Annotated in this window: 13 protein-coding genes and 1 pseudogene; 5 read left to right on the forward strand and 9 right to left on the reverse strand. The window is 67.7% G+C overall.

Features of this window, described 5'->3' with window-relative positions:
• Window positions 1-51: 51 nt before the first annotated feature.
• Both ASD47_RS03130 and ASD47_RS03135 read left to right on the forward strand, forming a co-directional pair.
• Window positions 52-1,299, forward strand: a complete 1,248-nt coding sequence (locus ASD47_RS03130; protein ID WP_056751427.1) for an MFS transporter — start codon at window positions 52-54, stop codon at window positions 1,297-1,299.
• Between the two features lie 2 nt (window positions 1,300-1,301).
• Window positions 1,302-3,719: a TIM-barrel domain-containing protein gene (locus ASD47_RS03135; RefSeq protein WP_056751431.1), complete on the forward strand. Its 2,418-nt coding sequence runs from the start codon at window positions 1,302-1,304 to the stop codon at window positions 3,717-3,719.
• Between the two features lie 147 nt (window positions 3,720-3,866).
• Here ASD47_RS03135 and ASD47_RS03140 read toward each other — a convergent pair whose 3' ends face one another.
• From ASD47_RS03140 to ASD47_RS03155, 4 genes are all read right to left on the reverse strand, one after another.
• Complete coding sequence (locus tag ASD47_RS03140; protein ID WP_056751433.1) at window positions 3,867-4,799, reverse strand: alpha/beta hydrolase; 933 nt, start codon at window positions 4,797-4,799, stop codon at window positions 3,867-3,869.
• Window positions 4,800-4,892: 93 nt separating this feature from the next.
• Window positions 4,893-7,238 carry a TonB-dependent receptor gene (locus ASD47_RS03145; protein WP_056751436.1) on the reverse strand — a complete coding sequence of 782 codons (2,346 nt, stop codon included), beginning with the start codon at window positions 7,236-7,238 and terminating at the stop codon, window positions 4,893-4,895.
• 126 nt (window positions 7,239-7,364) lie between these two features.
• Complete coding sequence (glpK, locus tag ASD47_RS03150; protein WP_056751439.1) at window positions 7,365-8,885, reverse strand: glycerol kinase GlpK; 1,521 nt, start codon at window positions 8,883-8,885, stop codon at window positions 7,365-7,367.
• Window positions 8,882-10,399: a glycerol-3-phosphate dehydrogenase gene (locus ASD47_RS03155; RefSeq protein WP_056751442.1), complete on the reverse strand. Its 1,518-nt coding sequence runs from the start codon at window positions 10,397-10,399 to the stop codon at window positions 8,882-8,884. The genes glpK and ASD47_RS03155 overlap by 4 nt, the downstream gene beginning before the upstream one ends.
• A 175-nt stretch (window positions 10,400-10,574) precedes the next feature.
• Between ASD47_RS03155 and ASD47_RS03160 the strand changes: the two genes are divergently transcribed.
• Entirely contained in the window at window positions 10,575-11,345 is a 771-nt protein-coding gene (locus ASD47_RS03160) for a DeoR/GlpR family DNA-binding transcription regulator (protein WP_056751445.1), read from the forward strand.
• A gap of 107 nt (window positions 11,346-11,452) precedes the next feature.
• Here ASD47_RS03160 and ASD47_RS03165 read toward each other — a convergent pair whose 3' ends face one another.
• Window positions 11,453-12,106 (reverse strand): alpha/beta fold hydrolase, encoded by a 654-nt coding sequence (locus ASD47_RS03165; protein ID WP_056751598.1) that lies wholly within the window; start codon window positions 12,104-12,106, stop codon window positions 11,453-11,455.
• A 627-nt stretch (window positions 12,107-12,733) separates the two neighbouring features.
• Here ASD47_RS03165 and ASD47_RS03170 point away from each other — a divergent pair.
• Window positions 12,734-13,147 carry an SMI1/KNR4 family protein gene (locus ASD47_RS03170; protein WP_162251609.1) on the forward strand — a complete coding sequence of 138 codons (414 nt, stop codon included), beginning with the start codon at window positions 12,734-12,736 and terminating at the stop codon, window positions 13,145-13,147.
• Between the two features lie 140 nt (window positions 13,148-13,287).
• Here ASD47_RS03170 and ASD47_RS03175 read toward each other — a convergent pair whose 3' ends face one another.
• Window positions 13,288-14,481, reverse strand: a complete 1,194-nt coding sequence (locus tag ASD47_RS03175; protein ID WP_056751452.1) for a MalY/PatB family protein — start codon at window positions 14,479-14,481, stop codon at window positions 13,288-13,290.
• A gap of 146 nt (window positions 14,482-14,627) precedes the next feature.
• On the opposite strand from ASD47_RS03175, the gene ASD47_RS03180 reads away from it, so the two are divergent.
• Window positions 14,628-15,383: an aspartate/glutamate racemase family protein gene (locus ASD47_RS03180; RefSeq protein ID WP_056751455.1), complete on the forward strand. Its 756-nt coding sequence runs from the start codon at window positions 14,628-14,630 to the stop codon at window positions 15,381-15,383.
• A 13-nt stretch (window positions 15,384-15,396) separates the two neighbouring features.
• Here ASD47_RS03180 and ASD47_RS03185 read toward each other — a convergent pair whose 3' ends face one another.
• The 3 genes and pseudogenes from ASD47_RS03185 to ASD47_RS28070 all read right to left on the reverse strand — a co-directional run.
• Entirely contained in the window at window positions 15,397-16,770 is a 1,374-nt protein-coding gene (locus tag ASD47_RS03185) for an APC family permease (RefSeq protein ID WP_056751458.1), read from the reverse strand.
• Between the two features lie 339 nt (window positions 16,771-17,109).
• On the reverse strand, window positions 17,110-18,870 hold the full coding sequence (locus tag ASD47_RS28065) for a calcium-binding protein (RefSeq protein ID WP_056751461.1): 1,761 nt from the start codon (window positions 18,868-18,870) through the stop codon (window positions 17,110-17,112).
• A gap of 21 nt (window positions 18,871-18,891) precedes the next feature.
• A pseudogene (locus ASD47_RS28070) lies at window positions 18,892-19,631 on the reverse strand (calcium-binding protein); the annotation flags it as partial.
• Between the last annotated feature and the right edge of the window lie 9 nt (window positions 19,632-19,640).

Below are 19,640 nucleotides of genomic sequence, written 5' to 3' on the forward strand. Positions count from 1 at the left end.
CAAGCCAATGAGAGCTCTTCGCTAAAAGAAGATGTTAGGGGGAGAAAAAGAATGACTTGGCGCTCGGCGCGACTGCGCATTCTCTTGCTGGTGATCGTCGGCACGATCATCAACTACATCGCGCGGAACTCGCTCGGCGTGCTGGCGCCGCAGTTGAAGCACGATCTGGCGATCACCACCGAGCAGTACAGCTATATCGTCGGCGCCTTCCAGTTGGCCTATACGATCATGCAGCCGATCGCCGGCCTGCTGATCGACAGGATCGGGCTGACGGCGGGGTTCGCGCTGTTCGCCTTGGCCTGGAGCCTGGCCAACATGGCCCATGGCGCGGCCCGCGGCTGGCTGTCCCTGGCGGCGTTCCGCGGCCTGCTGGGCATGGCCGAGGCCGCCGCCATCCCGGCCGGCATGAAGTCGATCGGCGAGTGGTTCCCCGATCGCGAGCGATCCGTCGCCGTCGGCTGGTTCAATGCGGGGACTTCGCTCGGCGCGGTGATCGCCCCCGTCCTGGTCGTCGTGGTCGCCAAGACCTGGGGCTGGCAGGCGGCGTTCTTCGTCACGGGCCTGTTCGGCGTGGTCTTCGCCGGCGCCTGGCTCCGCCTCTACCGCTCGCCGGCCAAGGCGGCTTACGTCTCGCCCGCCGAACTGGCGGAGATTCAGGCGGGCCAACGCCCGGTGCCGGCCAGCGCCACCACGCTGAAGGCGATCATCGCCACCCCCCGGTTCTGGGCCATCGCCGTGCCGCGCTTCCTGGCCGAGCCGGCCTGGCAGACCTTCTCGTTCTGGATCCCCCTGTACCTGGCCAAGGAGCGGGGCATGGATCTGGCCCACATCGCCCTGTTCGCCTGGATGCCCTTCCTGGCCGCCGATGCGGGCGGCGTGCTTGGCGGCTATCTCGCGCCGTTCCTGCAGAAGTGGCGCGGCTTGAGCCTGGAGTCCTCCCGCATCGCCGGCGTCGCGCTTGGCGCGGTGCTGATGATCGCGCCGGGCTTTGTTGGGCTGGTCGGCCATCCGATGGCGGCGATCGCCCTTCTGTCCATCGGCGGCTTCGCTCACCAGGTGATCTCGGTGCTGATCAACACCCTGTCGGCGGACGTGTTCGCCAAGGGCGACATCGCCAAGGCCAACGGCCTGGTGGGCATGGCCGGCTGGACCGGCGGGCTGCTGTTCTCGCTGGCGATCGGCCAGCTGGCCGACAAGATCGGCTTCGCGCCGCTGTTCGCCTGCCTCGGCGTGTTCGACCTGCTGGGCGCCGCGTGGCTGTTCGCCATGCGTCGTCATCTGATCGTGAAAGAGGCCTGACGATGCGAAAAGCCACCCTGGCCCAGCCTCCCCTCTTCACCCTGGCCGAGCGGACCGGCCCCCGGGTGACCCTGCGCGCCGACACCGGCGCGGTCGCCCATGTCTTCGTCCTGGAGGACGACATCATCCGGGTCCTGCTGCTGGCCGGCGGCGTCTCGACATCGCCGCCCAGCTGGGCCGTCGCACCCGGACAGACGGATATCGCCGAGCCGGGCCGCGATCGGATGGATGTTTCCGGCTTCGCGGCCCCCGTCTTCACCCTCGATGAGGCGGAGGGCGTGCTGGTGCTGACCACCTCGCGCCTGCGCCTCGAGATCACCCTGGCGGGTTTCTTCTGCCGCTGGTCGCAGGCCGCCTCCGACGGCTGGCGCGTCATCGCCGAGGACCGGCCGACCCAGGCCTACAATTTCGGCTGGTGGGACGACGGCGTCTATCACTACGTCAAGCGACAGCCGGGCGAGCGCTATTACGGCCTGGGCGAGCGTGCCGGCGCCATGGACCGGGCGGGACGTCGGTTCCGCCTGACCAATCTGGACCCGATGGGCTACGACGCCTCCGCCGACGATCCGCTCTACAAGGCGATCCCGTACGTGCTGGTCGTCGACGCCGAGGGCGCGGCGCACGGCGTGTTCTACGACACCACCGCCGACCCGGTCTTCGATTTCGGCCACGAGCACGACAACTACCACCCGCACTACCGCTACATGCGGGCCGAAAGCGGCGACCTCGACTACTACATGATCGCCGGACCCGACGCCCGGGCGGTCACTCGCCGCTACACCTGGCTGACCGGCCGGCCGGCGCTGATGCCCCGCTGGGCGGTGGGCTATTCAGGCTCGACCATGACCTACACCGACGCGCCGAACGCCCAGGCGCGGATGGGCGAGTTCATCGCGGGCGTCAGCCGCCACGACATCCCGTGCCAGTCCTTCCACCTGTCGTCCGGCTACACCTCCATCGGCGACAAGCGTTACGTCTTCCATTGGAACCGGGACAAGTTCCCCGACGTCGAGGGCTTCGTGCGCGGCTATGCCGACGCCGGTGTCGAGCTGGTTCCGAACATCAAGCCGGCGCTGCTGGTCAGCCATCCGCTCTATGGCGAACTGGCCGAAAAGGGCTGGTTCGTCAGCGACGCCGACGGCGATCCGGTGGTCTGCCAGTTCTGGGACGAGGTCGGGAGCTATGTCGACTTCACCCACCCCGAGGCCGCAGCCTGGTGGCGCCGGCAGGTCACCGAACAACTTCTGGCCTACGGCATAAGATCGACCTGGAACGACAACAACGAATACGAGATCTGGGACACCCGGGCCCGCATCGCCGGCTTTGGCGATGCGCGTCCGGCGGCGGGCGAGCGTCCGGTCCAGACCCTGCTGATGATGCGGGCCAGCCGCGCGGCGCAGATCGCGTATCGGCCCGGCGAGCGGCCCTATGTCGTCACCCGCAGCGGCATGGCCGGCATGCAGCGCTACGCCCAGACCTGGTCGGGCGACAACTACACCGCCTGGAAGACGCTGCGCTTCAATCAGAAGATGGGCCTGGGCCTGGCGCTGTCGGGCGTCTCCAACACCGGCCACGACATCGGCGGTTTCGCCGGTCCCGCCCCCGAGCCCGAGCTTCTGCTGCGCTGGGTGCAGGCGGGCGTCCTGATGCCGCGCTTCTCGATCCACAGCTGGAACACCGACCACACGGTCAACGAGCCCTGGATGTATCCCGAGGCCACGCCCGCCATCGTCGGCATGATGCAACTGCGCCGGACCTTGCAGCCGCTGCTGCACGACCTGCTGTGGCGCCACCACGTCGACTACGAGCCCGTCACGCGGCCTCTGTGGCTGGACTTCCCCGACGATCCCCGGGCCTGGGAGGACGGCGACGCCTATCTGCTGGGACCGGACCTTCTGGTCGTTCCGGCGCTCGACCCGGGCGTGGCGACGGTGCGCGCCTATCTGCCGGCGGGGACCACCTGGCGCGACGTGCGCGACGACCGGGTCTACGTCGGGGGCGCGGAATACGACCTCGCCGCGCCGCTCAGCGGGCTGCCGCCGATGCTGGCGCGCGAAGGCTCCGGCCTGTTCGTCGACCTGGCGCCCGCCGGGTTCGCCGACTCCGCCCCCCTCCCCGGCGTCCTGCTCTATCCGCCGGACAAGGCGGGACGAATGAGCTGGAGCGGCTTCGACGAAAGCGACGCCGCGCCGCGCGATCCGGCCGCGCCGCAGGGCTGGACCGTTGAGGTCCAGGCCAGCGCCGAAACCCTGGCGATCACGGCCGGCTGGAGGGGGGCGACTTCGCCGCCGGCAGACGCCTTGCGGATCATCCTGCCGCCGACCGAGACCCGGCGGATCACGCTGAACGGCGCGGCGGCGACCTTGCAGCCGATGCAGGTCATGGGGATCGAGCGCCTGGTCATGACCTGGATGGTCTGAGAGCGTCGAGGCGCCGCCCTCGTCCTTCGACAGGCTCAGGATGAGGGCTAATGGCACGGCGGCTGAGTAGAATTCCTCATCCTGAGCCTGTCGAAGGACGAGGAATTCGGCCCAGGATCGTCGACTGTCGACAGCGTCTGGAGCGGATCAGGGCGTCAGCTTCATCGCCTTCAGCCACAGGGCGTACTGATCGAACCAGGCGTCGCTGGTCGTGCCGTGCGGCTGCGAGGCGAAGCCATGGCCGCCCGCGCTGTACAGGTGGAACTCCACCGAGGCGCCGGACGCCCGCCAATTCTGGATCAGGCTCAGATCCTGCGACCGGAAGAAGCGATCATCGGCGGCCAGGGCGGCGAACAGCGGCGGCGCGTTGGGCGGGACCACGCTCGACTGGGTCGGGCCATAGATCATGCCCGCGAAGTCGGGCCGTGCATCGGGCGCGTTGGCCTGCAGGGCGCCCAGCACCGTCATCGCGCCGGCGGAAAAGCCGAGGATTCCCACTCGCTGGGGATCGACGCCCCACTCGCGCGCGTGGGCGCGCACAGCGCGCACGGCCGCTTGGGCGTCGGCGACGGCGTAGGGCGCCTGGCGGGCCCGTTCCTCGCCGCCCTCGCTGCGCTGGAAGGTGGCGGCGAGCGCGGCCTTGAAGCCGTCGAAACCGCCCGGAAGCGGCGTTGTGCGGTACTTCAGGATCAGGACCCGCACGCCCAGGGGCGCCAACCGCTTGGCCACGTCGTAGCCTTCGTTGTCCATGGCCAGGAACTGGAAGCCGCCGCCGGGGACCAGGATCACCGCCGGCGCGGCCTTGTCGGCGGCCGGACCGCCCGGCATCAGGGTCAGGCTCGGCCGCGAGACGTTGTAGACGAGGCGCTGGCTGGCGTCCTGCCGGGCCCAGGCCTCGGGCGCGGGATTGGCCTGCTCGGTCGCCACGGGCAGAGCGATGGCGGGGGGCTCCTTGGGCGTCGGCGCGGCCGTCACGCCCTTGACCCAGTCGCCGGGAGCGGCCTGGGCGCTCAGGCCGGTCAGACCGACCGCCAGGCCGGCGAGAAGGCCGACCAGATGACGGGAAGGTGCGTTACGCATGGCGAGATCCCTTCGTGTCGCTGCACGGATCGAAAAAAGGGGGAGCAGGCCAGGCCCGCTCCCCATCACAGGGTTCGTCCGGGGAGGGCGAGCCTAGAACTTGGTGTCCACCTTCAGGCCGAAATAGCGATCGCTGTCGCGCGACAGCACCTGCGTGACCAGGTGGACGCCGTACGAACCGAAGCCGTCGCCGATCCCCGACACGAAGTGCTCGTTGAGCAGGTTGTTGACGAAGATGGTGGCCTTGACGTTGCCGCGCTCGATGGCGGCCGAACCGTTGAGCAGGCCATAGGCCTTCTGCTCGGCCAGCGGATTGCCCAGCAGGTCGAAATTGACCTTGCTCTGGTGCTGATAGTTCAAGCCGAACATGCCCTTCATGTCGTTGCCCAGGTCGCGCGTGACCATGGCCCCGAGGTTGATCTTGAACTTCGGGCTGTTGGGCAGCTGGGTGTTGGAACGGTCCTGGACGTTGCCCAGGCCCGTCGGATTGGTCGAGGGGGCGCAGCCCGTGCCGGTCTGCGCCTGGCCGGGATAGCAGGCGGCGTTCGGGAACGAGAGCACCTGGGCGTCTGTATAGGCGGCCGAGGCGTCCAGGCGCAGCCACTCGACGGGCATGGCCTGGGCTTCGACCTCCAGGCCCTTGGTGCGCAGCTTGCCGACATTGTTCAGCTTCTGCTGCAGGGCGCCGTTGATGTATTGCGACGACTGGGCCTGGAAGTTGTCGTAGTCGGTGTAGAAGGCCGCGATGTTCAACTGCAGCCGATTGTCGAAGAAGCGGCTCTTCAGGCCGGTTTCGTAGGACGTCGACGTCTCGGACCGCACTGGATTCTGGGTGCGCAGCGGCGTGTAGCCCGACGAGATGTCGTAGGCGTAGCCCTTATAGCCCGTGGCCGCGCTGGCGTAGACCGAGACACGCGGCGCGATCTCCTGGTTCACCGACAGCTTCCAGGTGGCGACGGTGTCCTCGTTGCGGCCGGCGCACTGCTGGCTGCCGGCGCCGCAGGTGCCGATGCTGGTCGGCGACACGTACACCGTGGCGGTCGGCAGGCGGTTGACGAAGAAGTCCTCGATCCGCTCGTTGTTGACGCGCACCGCGCCGCTGAGCGTGGTCTTGGTCGGGAACTTGTAGTCCAGGCCGGCGAAGGCGGCGATGCTGCGCGTGCTCTGCTCGCCGTACCAATTGGCCAGGATCAGGGCCGGGCCGCGCTGGAACGAGCGGTTGGTCTTGGCGTCCGCGAAGAAGGCGCCGGCCACGTAGGACAGCGGGCCCTCGCCCTTCGACGTCAGGCGGACTTCCTGGGTGAACGACTTGGAATGGTACGGGCCCGAATTGCTGACGCCCAGGCCCGGCGCGATCGGGTTGGTGACGTTCGGCGCCGCGCCGTTGACCGCCAGGTCGGTTCCGTCGACGTCGGCCGAGAAGTCGTACTTCCAGTCCTGGTACGAGGTGACGGAGATCAGGCTGGCGAAGCCGAGGTCGTAGGCCAGCTTGCCGCTGAAGCTGGCCTGCTTGTTTTCGGTGAAGCCGTCGTTGTCGACCCGCGTGCGGCGGTTGTCGGCGCCGGGCTGGATGTCGGCCAGGGCCGGCAGGATCGAGACGCCGTTGTAGCGCGGGATCACCGGCGTGGTCGCGCCGGCCGGCCGGTAGTTCAGGTCGATGTAGCGCAGCGTGGCGGCCGTGCCGTCGGACTTGGACTTGGCGTACGAGCCGCTCAGCGACAGCACCAGCTTGTCGGTCAGCTCGGACCGCAGCTTGCCGTGCACGCCGTACGAGGTGTTGTCGTTCAGGCGGTGGCCGTTGTGCAGGTTGCGGACATTGCCGTCCCACTGGTTGTAGTAGACGCCGAGGCGATAGCCGGTGGTGTCCGAGATCGGGCCCGAAATGGCGCCGTCGGCCTTGTAGCCGCGGTCCGTCGTGGCGGTCGCAGAGGCGTGGCCGCTGAAAGCGACTGACGGATCGCGGGTGACGATGTTGATCGCGCCGGCGCTGGCGTTCTTGCCGAACAGCGTGCCTTGCGGACCGCGCAGGACCTCAATGCGCTCGACGTCGGACAGGTTGTCGAAGGCCTGGGCCTGCTGGACCACCGGCACGTCGTCGATGATCACCGCCACCGAGGGCTCCACCCCGATCGAGAAGGCGTAGGTGCCGATCCCGCGCAGGATGATGGCGTTGTTCGGCGAGGCCGTGCTCTGGGTCAGGGTCAGCGACGCGGCCGCGCGCGTGAGGTCGCCGAATTCGTTGATCCGCTGGTTCTCGATCGTCTCGGCGGTGACGGCCGTCACGGCCACGGGGACGCTCTGCAGATTGGCCGAACGCTTGGTCGCCGTGACGACGATCTCGGCCAGGCCGGTGCTCTCGGTCTTGTCCTGGGCCGCCGCCAGATGCGGCGTCGCCAGTACGCCGGCGGCCGCGCTCGCCAGCAGGATCAACTTACGCATGAACACCCTCCCAAAGTTGTTGTTGTTTTTAGAATTGTTGAACCTTGGCTAGGCCAATTTTCTATATTGGTCAAGCCAATATGCGAGAAGTGGCAGAACAGTTCGGGGAGACGAAACCTGTTGGCGTCATCGTCCGGACGTTTCGGCGCGGCGTTCTGGCCGATAGAGGGTCCGGGCGACAGCGTCGCGCCAGCCTTCCAGGCATTGCTCGCGCTCACGCGGCGCCATCTCCGGATCGAAGCCTCGATCCAGGCGCCAGCCCCCGGCGATCGCGTCCAGGCTGGACCAGACGCCTGCCCCCAGACCGGCAAGAAAGGCCGCGCCCAAGGCGGTGGTCTCGATATTGACCGGCCGCTCGACGGGTGCGTCGATGACGCTCGACAGGAAGGCGCACAGCCATTCGTTGGCGGCCATGCCGCCGTCCACGCGCAAGGCGCTGGGCCGCGCGGCCCCGTCGGCGAACATCGCCGCGATCAGGTCGTGAGTCTGGAACGCCACCGACTCCAGGGCGGCCCTAGCGATGTGGGCGGCCGAGGTGTCCAGCGTCAGGCCGTGGATCAGCCCCCTCGCCTGCGGATCCCAATAGGGCGCGCCCAGGCCGACAAAGGCGGGAACCATGTAGACGCCGTGCCCGTCGGGGACGCTGGTCGCCAGGCTCGATGTGTCGGACGCCCGCACGATCAGCCCCAGCTGGTCGCGCAACCACTTGATCGCCGCGCCGGCCACGAAGATCGAGCCTTCGAGGGCGTAGGTGGGCCGCCCGTCGAGGCGGTAGGCGACCGTGGTCAGGAGGCGCGCATGCGAAGTCACCGGCCGCGAGCCCGTGTTCATCAGAATGAAGCAGCCGGTCCCGTAGGTGGCCTTGATCATGCCCTCGTCGAAACAGGCCTGGCCGATCAGCGCCGCCTGCTGGTCGCCGGCCATGCCCCGGATGGGGATCGGGGCGCCGAACAGATCGGCCTGCGTCTCGCCAAAGTCGGCGCAATTGTCGCGCACCTCCGGCAGCAGCGCGGCGGGGATGTCGAACAGCCGCAGCAGGTCCTCGTCCCAGGCCTGGCGGTGGATGTCGAACAGGAGGGTTCGCGAAGCGTTGGTCGCGTCGGTCGCATGCACGCGACCGCCGGTCAGCCGCCAGAGCAGGAAGCTGTCGATGGTGCCGAAAGCCAGCTCTCCGCGCTGGGCGGCCTCGCGCGCGCCAGGGACGTGGTCGAGAATCCAGGCCAGCTTGCTGGCCGAGAAGTAGGGATCCAGGCGAAGGCCGGTCCGCGCCTGGACCAGGGGCTCGTGGCCGGCCTGCCGCAGCGCCTCGCATCGATCGGTCGTCCGCCGGTCCTGCCAGACGATCGCCGGATGGATCGCGCGTCCGGTTCGTCGCTCCCAGACCACGACGGTCTCGCGCTGATTGGCGATGCCGATGGCGGCGACCGCATCGACCGCAACGTCCGCGCTGACGAGGGCGGCGCGCGCGGTGTCCACGACGTCCCGCCAGATGGTCTCGGGGTCATGTTCGACCCAACCCAACTCCGGATAGCTCTGGGCGAATTCGCGCTGGTCGAGGCCGGCGACGCCGCCCTGGTCGTCGAAGACGATGCTGCGGGTGCTGGTCGTGCCCTGGTCGATAGCCAGGATGTAGCGGGCGCCGGTCATGCTTTCATCGCCCTGACCGGCAACGGCGGGGCTTTCTGCTTCAGATAGGCTTCCAGGCGACCGACCGCCTCGGGCGGCAGGTGCAGGCCCAGCTTGCTGCGGCGATACAGGATGTCCTCGGCCGTGCGCGCCCATTCCTCGGCGACCAGATAGTCGACCTCGGCGGCATGGAGCCCCGCGCCGAGGTCCTCGCCCAGGTCGGTCAAGCTCTTCGCGTCGGCCAGGATCCGCCGCGTGCGCGTCCCGTAGGACCGCGCCAGGCGCGCGGCGAGATCGTCGGGAAGGAACGGAAACTCGGCGCGGAGCGCGCGGGCGAGAGCGGCGCGGTCGAAGTCAGGCAGGTCACCGCCGGGCAGCACGGCGCCGCGCGTCCAGGACGGCCGGGCCCGCGGGAAGAATTCGGCCAGGCGGTCCATCGCCTGGTCGGCCAGACGGCGATAGGTGGTGATCTTGCCGCCGAACACCGACAGCACCGGCGCCTGCCCTTCCGGCGCGTCGACCTCCAGCACGTAGTCGCGGGTCACCGCAGAGGCGCTGTCGGCGTTGTCGTCGAACAGCGGACGAACGCCCGCATAGCTCCACACCACGTCTTCGGCGGTGGTCTGGGGCACGAAGTAACGGTTGATGCTCTGGCGGAGATAATCGATCTCCTCCGGGCTGATCCGCGCCGGCCCGGGGGGCGCGTCCCAGGCCACGTCGGTGGTGCCCACAAGGGTGAAGCGGCCCTCGTAGGGGATGGCGAACACGATCCGGCGATCGGGGTTCTGCAGCATGTAGGCGTGCTCGCCCTCGAACAGGCGCGGGACCACGATGTGGCTGCCCTTGATCAAGCGCGTTCCACTGCCCGTCTCCACGTTCAGCGCGCCGCCTAAGACCTCGGAAACCCAGGGGCCGGCGGCGTTGACGATCGCGCGGGCGCGGACCTGGCGCTCGGGGCCGTCCGCGGGTTGCAGGCGGGCTTCCCAGGTCGCGCCCACGCGACGGGCGGAGACCAGCTTGGTGCGGGTTTCGATCACCGCGCCGCGCTCGCGCGCGTCCAGGGCGTTCAGCGTCACCAGACGCGCGTCGTCCACCCAGCAGTCCGAATAGGCAAAGGCCTTGCGGTAGTCCGGACGTAGCGCCGCCCCCTCCGGCGCGCCCTTCAGGCTGAGCCCGCGCGACCCCGGCAAGCGGCGGCGTCCACCGATATGGTCGTACAGAAACAGCCCCAGTCGGACCATCCAGGCGGGACGCGTGGCGTGGGCGTGCGGCAGGACGAAGCGCAGCGGCCAGATGATGTGGGGAGCCATGGCCAGCAACGTCTCGCGCTCCTCGAGCGCTTCGCGAACCAGCCTGAATTCGTAATATTCCAGATAGCGCAGGCCGCCATGCACCAGCTTGGTGCTGGCCGACGAGGTCGCGCTCGCCAGATCGTTCTGCTCGACCAGCAGGACCGACAGTCCGCGCCCGGCGGCGTCCCGGGCCACGCCCGCGCCGTTCACGCCGCCGCCGACCACCAGAAGGTCGAACTCCATCCCTGCTGCTCCCCCGCCTAGAATCAGCCGCTGGCGTATTCATTCGTTAATCGCAAATTCGCAATTGAAAAGCGAAAGTTATTTTCAAAAATCGCGCGTGAATACGAAGGCGCCTGGCACGGCGCTCTGGCCAACAGCGACGCCGACGCGCTAAGCCGGACTTGGAGGTGCGTTGATGGCTATCGAGCAGCGTCACGAGGCGATCCTGGCGCTCGCCCGCAAAAGCGGACGGGTGACGGTCGAAGCCTTGTCCGATCAACTTCAGGTCTCGCGCCAGACCATCCGCAAGGACCTCAACGACCTTTGCGACCAAGGACTGCTCGCCCGCGTGCACGGCGGCGCGGTGATCGCCGCGGGCGGCGTCGACAATCTGGAATACGAGGCGCGGCGAATTCTGGCGCGAGAAGCCAAGGAGGCCATCGGCGCCGCGGCGGCGGCCCTGATCCCCGAAAAGGCCTCGCTGTTCATCAACATCGGCACGACCACCGAAGAGGTCGCCCGGGCCCTGCAGGGGCGGACCGGCCTTCTGGTGATCACCAACAACCTTAATGTCGTCGATATCCTGGCGTCTTCGCCCGGCATCGAGGTGATCGTGGTCGGAGGGCGGGTGCGCAGCGCCGATCGCGCATCCGTCGGGGCCTTCGCGGTCGACTTCATTCGCAACTTCAAGGTCGATTTCGCCATCATCGGCGCCTCGGCGATGGACGAAGACGGGTCGCTGCTCGACTTCGACATCAACGAGGTGCAGGTGTCGCAGACCATCATCCAAAGCTCGAGGCGGGTGATCCTGGTCGCCGACAGCCAAAAGCTGGGCCGTCCGGCGCCGGTGCGGATCGGGCATATCGGCGACGTCCACGTCTTCGTCACCGACCGCCTGGACAGCCCGGACCTGGCGGCCAAATGCGAAGCGCGCGGCGTGCGCGTCATCGAGACAACGATCAAGTAGGTCGGCTGCGCGCCAATTAGCGCCCTTGGGTCCGCGCCAGGCTCCGGACGTTCAGTGCTCGACGAGCATTCTCCAGCAGGCCTCCAAGCGCCGGTTCGATGCTCGCGTCAGACCTGGGCCAGGAGGATCTCAGCCAGCGCCTCAGGCTGAAACCGCGCGACGTTGTGGGGGCAGTCCAGGGAATAGGTGGACCATTCCGGATCGCGGCTCAGGCGCGCGTGGAGATCCAGGAACGGACTTCCCTCCCAGCCGAACGCGCCGACGTAGATCTTGCGGGGCGCCTCGCGCCAACGTCCAGTGAGGCGAATGGACTGCAAGAACGTCCCGATCGGGTGGGGACGGGCCCGGGGATCAAGACCGGGCGGGGGCGCGCAGTTCAGCCCGTCCAACCTTGCGCCTTCGGCAAAGACCTCTCGAAAATGAGGGCTCGTCAGAGACCAGGCGGAATCGCCTGAGTCAGGCACGTAAGCATCGACATAGACCAATGCTCCGATTTGCGATGGCGCGGCGTCGGCCACGCCGCTCACGACCATTCCGCCGTAGGATTGCCCGACAACAACCAAGCCATCGCCCTGCGATTTAATGGCGTCGACGACATCGCCGATGTGCGTGTCCAGGTTGGCCGCCGGGGCCGGCGCGTCGCCAAGGCCCGAGAGCGTGATCTGCAAGGCTCTGTGCCCGTTGGCCGCCAGGATCTTACCAACCTGGTCGTAGACCCAGCCGCCCTGCCAGCCGCCAGGGATCATCACGAACGTGGCCATGAGCATTGTCCCTGCACGGCGCTAAAAGCGCCCCATCGGATCTCTTAACGCCGGACATCACGCGAGAATGAGACAAACAATTGGTCATGCCCCTCACCCGGCGCCCCCCGGTCGGAACCTCGCCTTCGCGCTGGCCATGCCCATGGCCGCGGCAAAGATCGGCGGTAGGTCGAACAGCACAACTTCGAAATACAGATAGCCTTAGGCCCGCTCTCCCCTTCCCTGTTGATCCGAGCGCCAGCCGCCGTTGCCGTAAGTCCAGAAATTGGACGTTCGCGCCGCCTACGGGGCGTGGCGCGACCAGTTGCGCGCTCGCCTGACACCCAACGCCCGGAAGGCTTTCGAAATCCACGCGTCGTCTTGGTATGAAGCACTGCGGCTTCGCAACGAACATCTCGACAATCGCGCATACCCTCGGTCGAGGAGGGGCGGATAATCACACCTATACGGATGCTCGACAGAAGGCGACCTCGCGGTCAGGAAGGTCTGATAACCACCCTGCCCTGAACTTGACGACATCTGCTAACCGGATTGAGCCCGCGCGGTCTCACCAGATGCGTACGGAGAAGGCGCATGCCATTCGATCCAGCTTCTATCATTCCGCCCCCGCCGCCGGGCCGGGTCGAGATGCTCGAGGACTATTTCGAGATCCCGCTTCCTGACGACTACAAGCGGTTCGTCACTACCCATAACGGCGCCGTTCCGCTTGAAAGCCGCTTCGATGTCGCGGGTCTGGAACGGGCGGTCGAGCGCTTCCTGCCGATCATCCAGGATGTCGAGGGCCACCCTCTTGGGTGGCTGGACTTGGAAGTCGTAGCCTCACAACTCGACTCGCGCCTGACCGACGATGAGGACGGCGAGAACATCAATCTCGTCCCGATCGCCGCGGTGCTCGCCGGCGACTTCATCGTACTGGACTACCGTGAGGGATCCGAACACCCGACGATCGGCTTGTGGGACCATGAGGCTTCCGAAGATTTCGCGCCGGCCGTGACCACGGTGGCCCGGACGTTCAACGAGTTCCTATCCATCCTACGCTGACGGCGGCGGCCTCCATTTCGCTGGCGCATGGCGGAAATGCGCAAGGAGCGGACTCGAGACGTGGTCCAGAAACATGACGCCCAGATCCGCCGCGACTCCGGGCCGCTGCGGTTCCTGTGACCTTGCCGCCGGCGAGCGGCTCATGCCTTCCCCAGCGCTTCGGCCATGCGATTCAAGGCGTCCCGCAGCAAGGGCCGTGGACAGCCGATGTTGAGACGGATGAAGCCCTCGCCGCCAGGCCCGTAGACGCGACCACTGTACAGGTTGACCTTCGCCTGTTCGAGAAAGAACGCCTTCACATCGCCGACCCGGTCGTCAACCGGCCGAGCGTCGATCCAGACCAGGAACGAGGCGTCCGGCCGCATGGGATGCAGTCCTGGCAAGGACGCCCCCGCGAAGCGGGTCACGAGATCAAGGTTGCCGCGCAGATAGTACGTGAGCGCGTCCAACCAGGGACCGCCTTCCCGATAGGCGACCTCCAGACCCAGCCTGGAGAAGTAGTTCGGGTTGGTCATGAACGAGAAGCGCAGGGTGTCGAACAGCCGCGCCCGCCACGCGGGGTTGGCTGCCGAAACCGCCGCGCACTGCAGGCCGGCCAGGTTGAAGGTCTTGGTCGGGGCCAGGCAAATGAACGACCGCTGGCGCGCGCTCTCGCTGATCGAGGCGAACACGACGTGCGGCGCCGCGCTCAGCCGGATATCGCAGTGGATCTCGTCTGAAATGACGATGAGACCATATCGCTCGCAGACGGCGTTGAGCGCCGTCAGCTCGTCGAACGTCCAGGCGTGGCCGGACGGATTGTGTGGATTGCACAGGATGAACGCCTTCGCGCCGGATCTCGCCAAAGCTTCGAAGTTCTCAAGGTCGAGATGGTAGCGACCGCCCTCGAGTCTGAGTTGGTTGACCAGCAGACGCCGCCCGTTGCCGCTGACGACTTCAAAATAGGGGGAATAGACCGGCGTCTGCACGATCACGCCGTCGCCGGGCTGGGTGAACGTGCGAAGGATCGCCGCGACGCAGGGCATGACGCCGGGACCGGGCAGCAGGGTTTCCACCTCGGGCGTCCAGCCATGACGCTCGGAGAACCAGGCTCGCACGATCTCGAAGTGGGCGGGGTCGCGCAGGGTGTAGCCGTAAACGCCGTGCTGCGCTGCATCGACCAGCCGGTCGATCACCGGCTGCGGAGCGCGAAAGTCCATGTCGGCGGTCCATAGCGACAGGATTCCTTCGCCCTCGACCGCCGGGGCGTACTCGTCCCACCGATTGGCCCATTTGGCGGATCCGTAGGCGCTGCGATCGTAGATGACGTCGAACTCGGACGCGGCCGTGGTCATGAAAGGCGCTTCCTGCGCCCCAGGCCGATCGGACGCACACCAAGTCGGCGGGGTCGGCGCCAAATTCCGCGGCGCCCGGCTTGATGGCGCGGCCAGACCCGACCGAGACGATTGCGCCCTCCCGCCCGGGCTGACGTCAATCGGCGATGGAATCCCGCCGCCGACTGCTGATCGTCAACCCCAATACCTCGGCGAGGATCACCGGGATGATCGAAGCGCGCGTCCGCTTGCAACTCAAAGACCGCTTCGTGCTGCGAACCGCGACCGCGGGGTTCGGCTTTGATTATGTCGCCTCGCGCGCGGGCATTGCGGTGGCGGGACATGCCGTCCTGGACGCCGTGGCCAAGGCGCTCGCGGAGGGCGACCGGCCCGACGCGATCCTGCTGGCCTGCTTTGGCGATCCGGGGTTCGACGCCCTTGCGGAGGTCTGCGACATGCCCGTGGTGGGCTTCGCCGAAGCGGGACTGCACGCCGCCGCAGCGCTGCCCCGCCCCTTCATCGCCGCCACCCGAGGCCGCGTCTGGCGCGAGGTCATCCTGGAACTGGCGCAGAAGCTGGGGATCGCGGGCCATCTCGCCGGCGTCGAAACCATCGATCACCTGACGGACGACCCGACGCGGATCGCCGCCTTCCTGGCGACACGGGCGCGGGAGACCGGCGCCCGCCGGGTGCTGATGGGCGGGGCGGGGCTGATCCCAAACCTCGCCGCCATCGCCGCCGCGAGCGAAGTCCCCGTGCTGGACGCTCATCGCGCCGCCATCGAAAAGCTCGCCCGCTGCGCGGAAGCCGCAGGCGCGTCCGGTCGCCCGCGGCCCGACGCGGTGCAGGTCGCTGGGGTGTCCGGACCGCTTGAGCAGTTGCTGGCCAGGAGCGGCCTCGCCTTGCCCGCCGCGCCCGATTGAGCTGCGGGTAGGGTCAAGGCTCCACCGCATCGGCCGTCGCGGGCGTCCAGGCGGACGCGTGTTTGGCGCGAAAGCGGAAATAGGCCCAACTGCCGACGAACAGGGCGACGACCAGCAGCAGGGCCGGCCGACCGGCCGCTCGGTCCATCAAGGCCGAATAGATCATGCCACCGGCCGCGACCAGGGTGACCAACGGTACGAGGGGATGCAGCGGCGCCTTGAACGGACCGCCGCTTCGGCCGGTCCGTCGACCAATCAGAACGGCGATCGCCAGCAGCACATATTCTGGAATGTTCTGCATGGCGGTGAAGATCAAAAGCGTCCTCTGCCCGAGCAGCATGAGAGCGGCCGAGGCCAGGCAGACGGCGAGGGTCGCCACCATCGGCGCATGCGAACCGGCTTGAACCTGGGCCAGCAGCCGGCTGATCGGTCGAGGCCAGACGCCGTCGCGACCGGTGGAGTAATAGAGCCGGCCAAAACCCATGATGCCGACGACAAGGGCGTTGAAAATGGCGATCACCAGCACGCCGCTGATCGCCGCCGTGAGCTTCGGCCCGGCCACCAGGTTCATATAGGAGACCACCGGGGTGTCGGAGCCGAGGATCCGCGCAAGGTCGGGAGCGCTCAACACCACCAGTATCAGAGGTACGGCGATCACGAGGGCGGCCAGTCCGCCGATCCATGTGACCAGCGGCCCGATCCGGCGCGGGGCGTCGGTGAGCTCCTCGCCGAAATAGAGCGCCCAGTGGGCGCCGGAGCAGGTGAAGATGGCGGAGACCACGGCAAGGCCCAGCGTCGCGATCGGCAGCGGCTTGGCCACCGCGTGGTCCAGCCAGACTGGATGCGCCAGGGCGCTCAGCAGAGACCGGGATGGGTGGGCCAGGGCGATCGCGGTCAGAACGACCAGCGCCGCAACCTCCATCAGCAGGAACAGGCCGGTGACGATGGCGCCGAGACGCACGCGCAGCACCGCCACACCGCAGGCCAGAACAAGGCAGCCCAGCGCCACCGGAAGCTGCGGCAGGCCAGGAACCAAAACGCGCACATAGTCGGCGAAGCCCAGCAGGCCAAAGGCCATCACGGTGGGCGCCGCCACCATCATCATCGTGATGTACGGAAAGGCCCATAAGGGTCCCAATACGCCGACCAGGCTCGGATAGACACCGCCGGCCTGGGGGAACGCGGCGCCCAGCTCGGCGTAGAGATACGCCGCCACCGCCGCGATCAATCCGCCGGCCATGACGGCCGCCACCGCCCCCGTGCCGGCCATGCGCAGCACGCCGTCCCCATAGATGAACACCGACATCGCCGGCGACAGGGCGGAAAAGACCAGGAACAGGATTTCCAGCGGCCCGAGCGTGCGGTGTAGCGTTCGGGGCGTCTGCACGGCGGGCTCGTTAGCGGCTGGTGAAGGATCCAACCTGACGCGCCATGCATCTTGCCCCCACACATGGCGCCCAAGTCTCGCCCGCTCCCGCAAAGTCTGTACAGATCATGGGCACAGACGAAGGCCGAGGCCTCGGGGGCGGTGAACTTCTGCACGTTCTTCGGCCCACTTTGGCCTTAAGGACGTCGGCGACCCATGGCGCGCGCGATCACCCCGAGCGGACCTTGGGACAACGACGGGCTCTGGACGGCCAGAGAGACGCCGAGCGCTCTGCCCCTCCGGCCACGCCTGGGCGTCGTGCTCGATGGGAGCACGACGCTCGCGCTGTCGGCGGTTCAACTAGAGGAAAAAGTCGCCGCTCGACAGCGAGGCGGAACCCGCCAGTTCGATCGCGAAATCGGCGACGCCGTCTCCGTTGACGTCACCGTAGACCATCGTATGAAGCGGATCGGAATAGTCCGCGCGGAGCTCGCCCGAGAGGTTCGAGAACGCCGCGTTGCCAATGAAGGTGAAGGCCTGGTTGCCCGAGACATTGGTCCTGGCGTCCAGTGTCGTCAGGTCGACATGATCGGTTCCGACAAGGAAGTCGGTGATCACGTCGTGAGCGGCGCCCACCGTGCTGTCGGTGGCCGTCTCCATGAAGAAGATATCGGCCCCGCCGCCGCCGGTCAGGACGTCCTGGCCCAGGCTGAGCATGATCTTGTCGGCGCCGGCCGAGCCGATGATCGTGTCGTTGCCGCCCTGGCCGGTGATGTAGCTGATGCCGGTCAGGGTCGCGTTCGAGAAGTCGAAGTTTTCGGCCCCGTTGGTCCAGCCGCAGATGTAGACGTTGGCGAAACCGTTGTTCGAGAACGCCTCGATCCCGGTGAAACCCAGCATGTAGATGCCGCCCGTCTGCACGGCGACGACGGTGTCGAAGCCCGCGCCGCCGTCGACCAGGAAGTCCGCGTTCTGCCCGGCCTCGATGGCGACCACGCCGATCGTGTCGTTGCCGCCGCCGGCGTAGATGGTGTCCAGTCCGAAGCCGCCATAGATGACGTCATCCCCGGCCGAACCGGTGATGGTGTCGTTGCCGGTCCCGCCATCGATCTTGGTGATGCCGGTCAGGGTAGTCCCCGAAAAGTCCAGGGTGTCGGCCACGCTGGTTCCGGTGATGCTGACCCCGGCGAAACCGTTGGCGGTGATCGACTCCAGGCCGGAGAACAAGGCCAAGCCGATCACCGCCCCCGCCGCCGTCGCCTTCAGCGTGTCGTAACCCAGGCCGCCCGACACGGTGTCCAGGCCATTCGCCGCGGCGGTGTAGAAGAACGTATCGTCGCCCGCTCCGCCGTTCAGGATGTCATCGCCGGCCGAACCCTGCAGAAGGTCCGCATCGGCGGTGCCCGTGATGTTGTCGTTGCCCGCTCCGCCATCAATGAGGCCGATCCCGCTCAAGGCGACGCCCGAGAAGTCCCACAGATCAGCGACCGTCGAACCTGCCAGGCTGACGCCGGTGAAACCACCGGCCGAGATCGCCTCGATCCCGCTCAGGACCCCGACGCCGATCACCGTGCCATTGGCCGTCGCCACGAGGCTGTCATAGCCCAGCCCGCCGTTGATCGTATCGGTGCCCAGGCCCGCGCCGCCGAAACGGAAGACGTCATCGCCGTCGCCGCCCGCCAGGGTGTCATCGCCGACGCCGCCGATGATGACCTCCGCGCCGGCCGTGCCGGTGATCACGTCATTGCCCGCCCCGCCGTCGATGCTGTCGATGCCGCTCAAGGTGAGGCCGGCGAAGTTGAAGGTCTCCGCCGCGGTGGTTCCGGCGAGGGTGACGCCGGTGAAGCCGTTGGCGGTGATGGTCTCGACGCCGGCGATCGAGCGCAGGCTGATGATCTGGTTGTTGGCCGTGGCCTTGAGGCTGTCATTGCCCAGGCCGCCGGCATAGGCGTCCGCGCCGGCGCTGGCCAGGAAGGCGTCGTCGCCGTCGTCGCCGTTGAAGGTGTCGTTGGCCGACGAGCCGACGAAGGTGTCSGCCCCSGCCCCGCCGCTGATCGCGGCGAGGTTGGTGGCGGTCACCACCGTCAGGTCGATCAGGTCATCGCCGCCGCCCAGCACCACCGAGACGCCGGCGAAGCCGGNGCCCCGCCGCTGATCGCGGCGAGGTTGGTGGCGGTCACCACCGTCAGGTCGATCAGGTCATCGCCGCCGCCCAGCACCACCGAGACGCCGGCGAAGCCGGTGGCGTCGATGGCCTCGAAGCCGGTGAAGCTGGTCAGGCCGATCACCGTGCTGGCCGCCAGGGCCTTGAGGGTGTCGGTTCCATTGCCGCCGACGATCGTGTCGAAGCCGTTGGCCGCGCCGGTGTACTGGAAGCTGTCGGCGCCGTCGCCGCCGTTCAGCACGTCGTCACCGCCCGAACCCAGGATGACATCGGCCGCCGCCGTGCCCGTGATGGTGTCGTTGCCCGCCCCGCCGTCGATCTTGGTGACGCCGGTCAGGGTCACCGCCGAGAAGTCCAGATTGTCGGCGTTGACCGAGCCGGCGATCGACACGCCGGCGAAGCCGCCCGAGGARATCGCCTCGATGTTGGTGAAGCTGGCCAGGCCGATCACCGTGCTGGCYGCCAGGGCGACGAGGGTGTCGGTCCCATCGCCGCCATCGATGATGTCGGCCCCGTTGGCCGCGCCGGTGAACTGGAAGCTGTCGTTCCCCTGCCCGCCGACCAGCGTGTCGTCGCCGCCCGARCCSAGSAGGATGTCGGCCGCCGCCGTGCCGGTGATGGTGTCGTTGCCCGCGCCGCCGTCGATCTTGCCGATCCCGCTCAGGGTCGTGGTCGAGAAGTCCAGCACGTCGCCGTTGGCCGAGCCGGCGATGGTCACGCCGGCGAA

The sequence above is a fragment of the Caulobacter sp. Root1472 genome, assembly GCF_001426985.1.
In the GTDB taxonomy this organism is placed as follows: Bacteria; Pseudomonadota; Alphaproteobacteria; order Caulobacterales; family Caulobacteraceae; genus Caulobacter; species Caulobacter rhizosphaerae.

Excerpts from the sequence above, each read along its gene's own strand:
- ASD47_RS03135 (WP_056751431.1), top strand. The coding sequence starts at position 1,302 with ATGCGAAAAGCCACCCTGGCCCAGCCTCCCCTCTTCACCCTGGCCGAG.
- ASD47_RS03140 (WP_056751433.1), bottom strand. The coding sequence starts at position 4,799 with ATGCGTAACGCACCTTCCCGTCATCTGGTCGGCCTTCTCGCCGGCCTG.
- ASD47_RS03130 (WP_056751427.1), top strand. The coding sequence starts at position 52 with ATGACTTGGCGCTCGGCGCGACTGCGCATTCTCTTGCTGGTGATCGTC.
- ASD47_RS03145 (WP_056751436.1), bottom strand. The coding sequence starts at position 7,238 with ATGCGTAAGTTGATCCTGCTGGCGAGCGCGGCCGCCGGCGTACTGGCG.
- ASD47_RS03170 (WP_162251609.1), top strand. The coding sequence starts at position 12,734 with ATGCTCGAGGACTATTTCGAGATCCCGCTTCCTGACGACTACAAGCGG.
- glpK (WP_056751439.1), bottom strand. The coding sequence starts at position 8,885 with ATGACCGGCGCCCGCTACATCCTGGCTATCGACCAGGGCACGACCAGC.
- ASD47_RS03180 (WP_056751455.1), top strand. The coding sequence starts at position 14,628 with ATGGAATCCCGCCGCCGACTGCTGATCGTCAACCCCAATACCTCGGCG.
- ASD47_RS03165 (WP_056751598.1), bottom strand. The coding sequence starts at position 12,106 with ATGGCCACGTTCGTGATGATCCCTGGCGGCTGGCAGGGCGGCTGGGTC.
- ASD47_RS03160 (WP_056751445.1), top strand. The coding sequence starts at position 10,575 with ATGGCTATCGAGCAGCGTCACGAGGCGATCCTGGCGCTCGCCCGCAAA.
- ASD47_RS03175 (WP_056751452.1), bottom strand. The coding sequence starts at position 14,481 with ATGACCACGGCCGCGTCCGAGTTCGACGTCATCTACGATCGCAGCGCC.
- ASD47_RS03155 (WP_056751442.1), bottom strand. The coding sequence starts at position 10,399 with ATGGAGTTCGACCTTCTGGTGGTCGGCGGCGGCGTGAACGGCGCGGGC.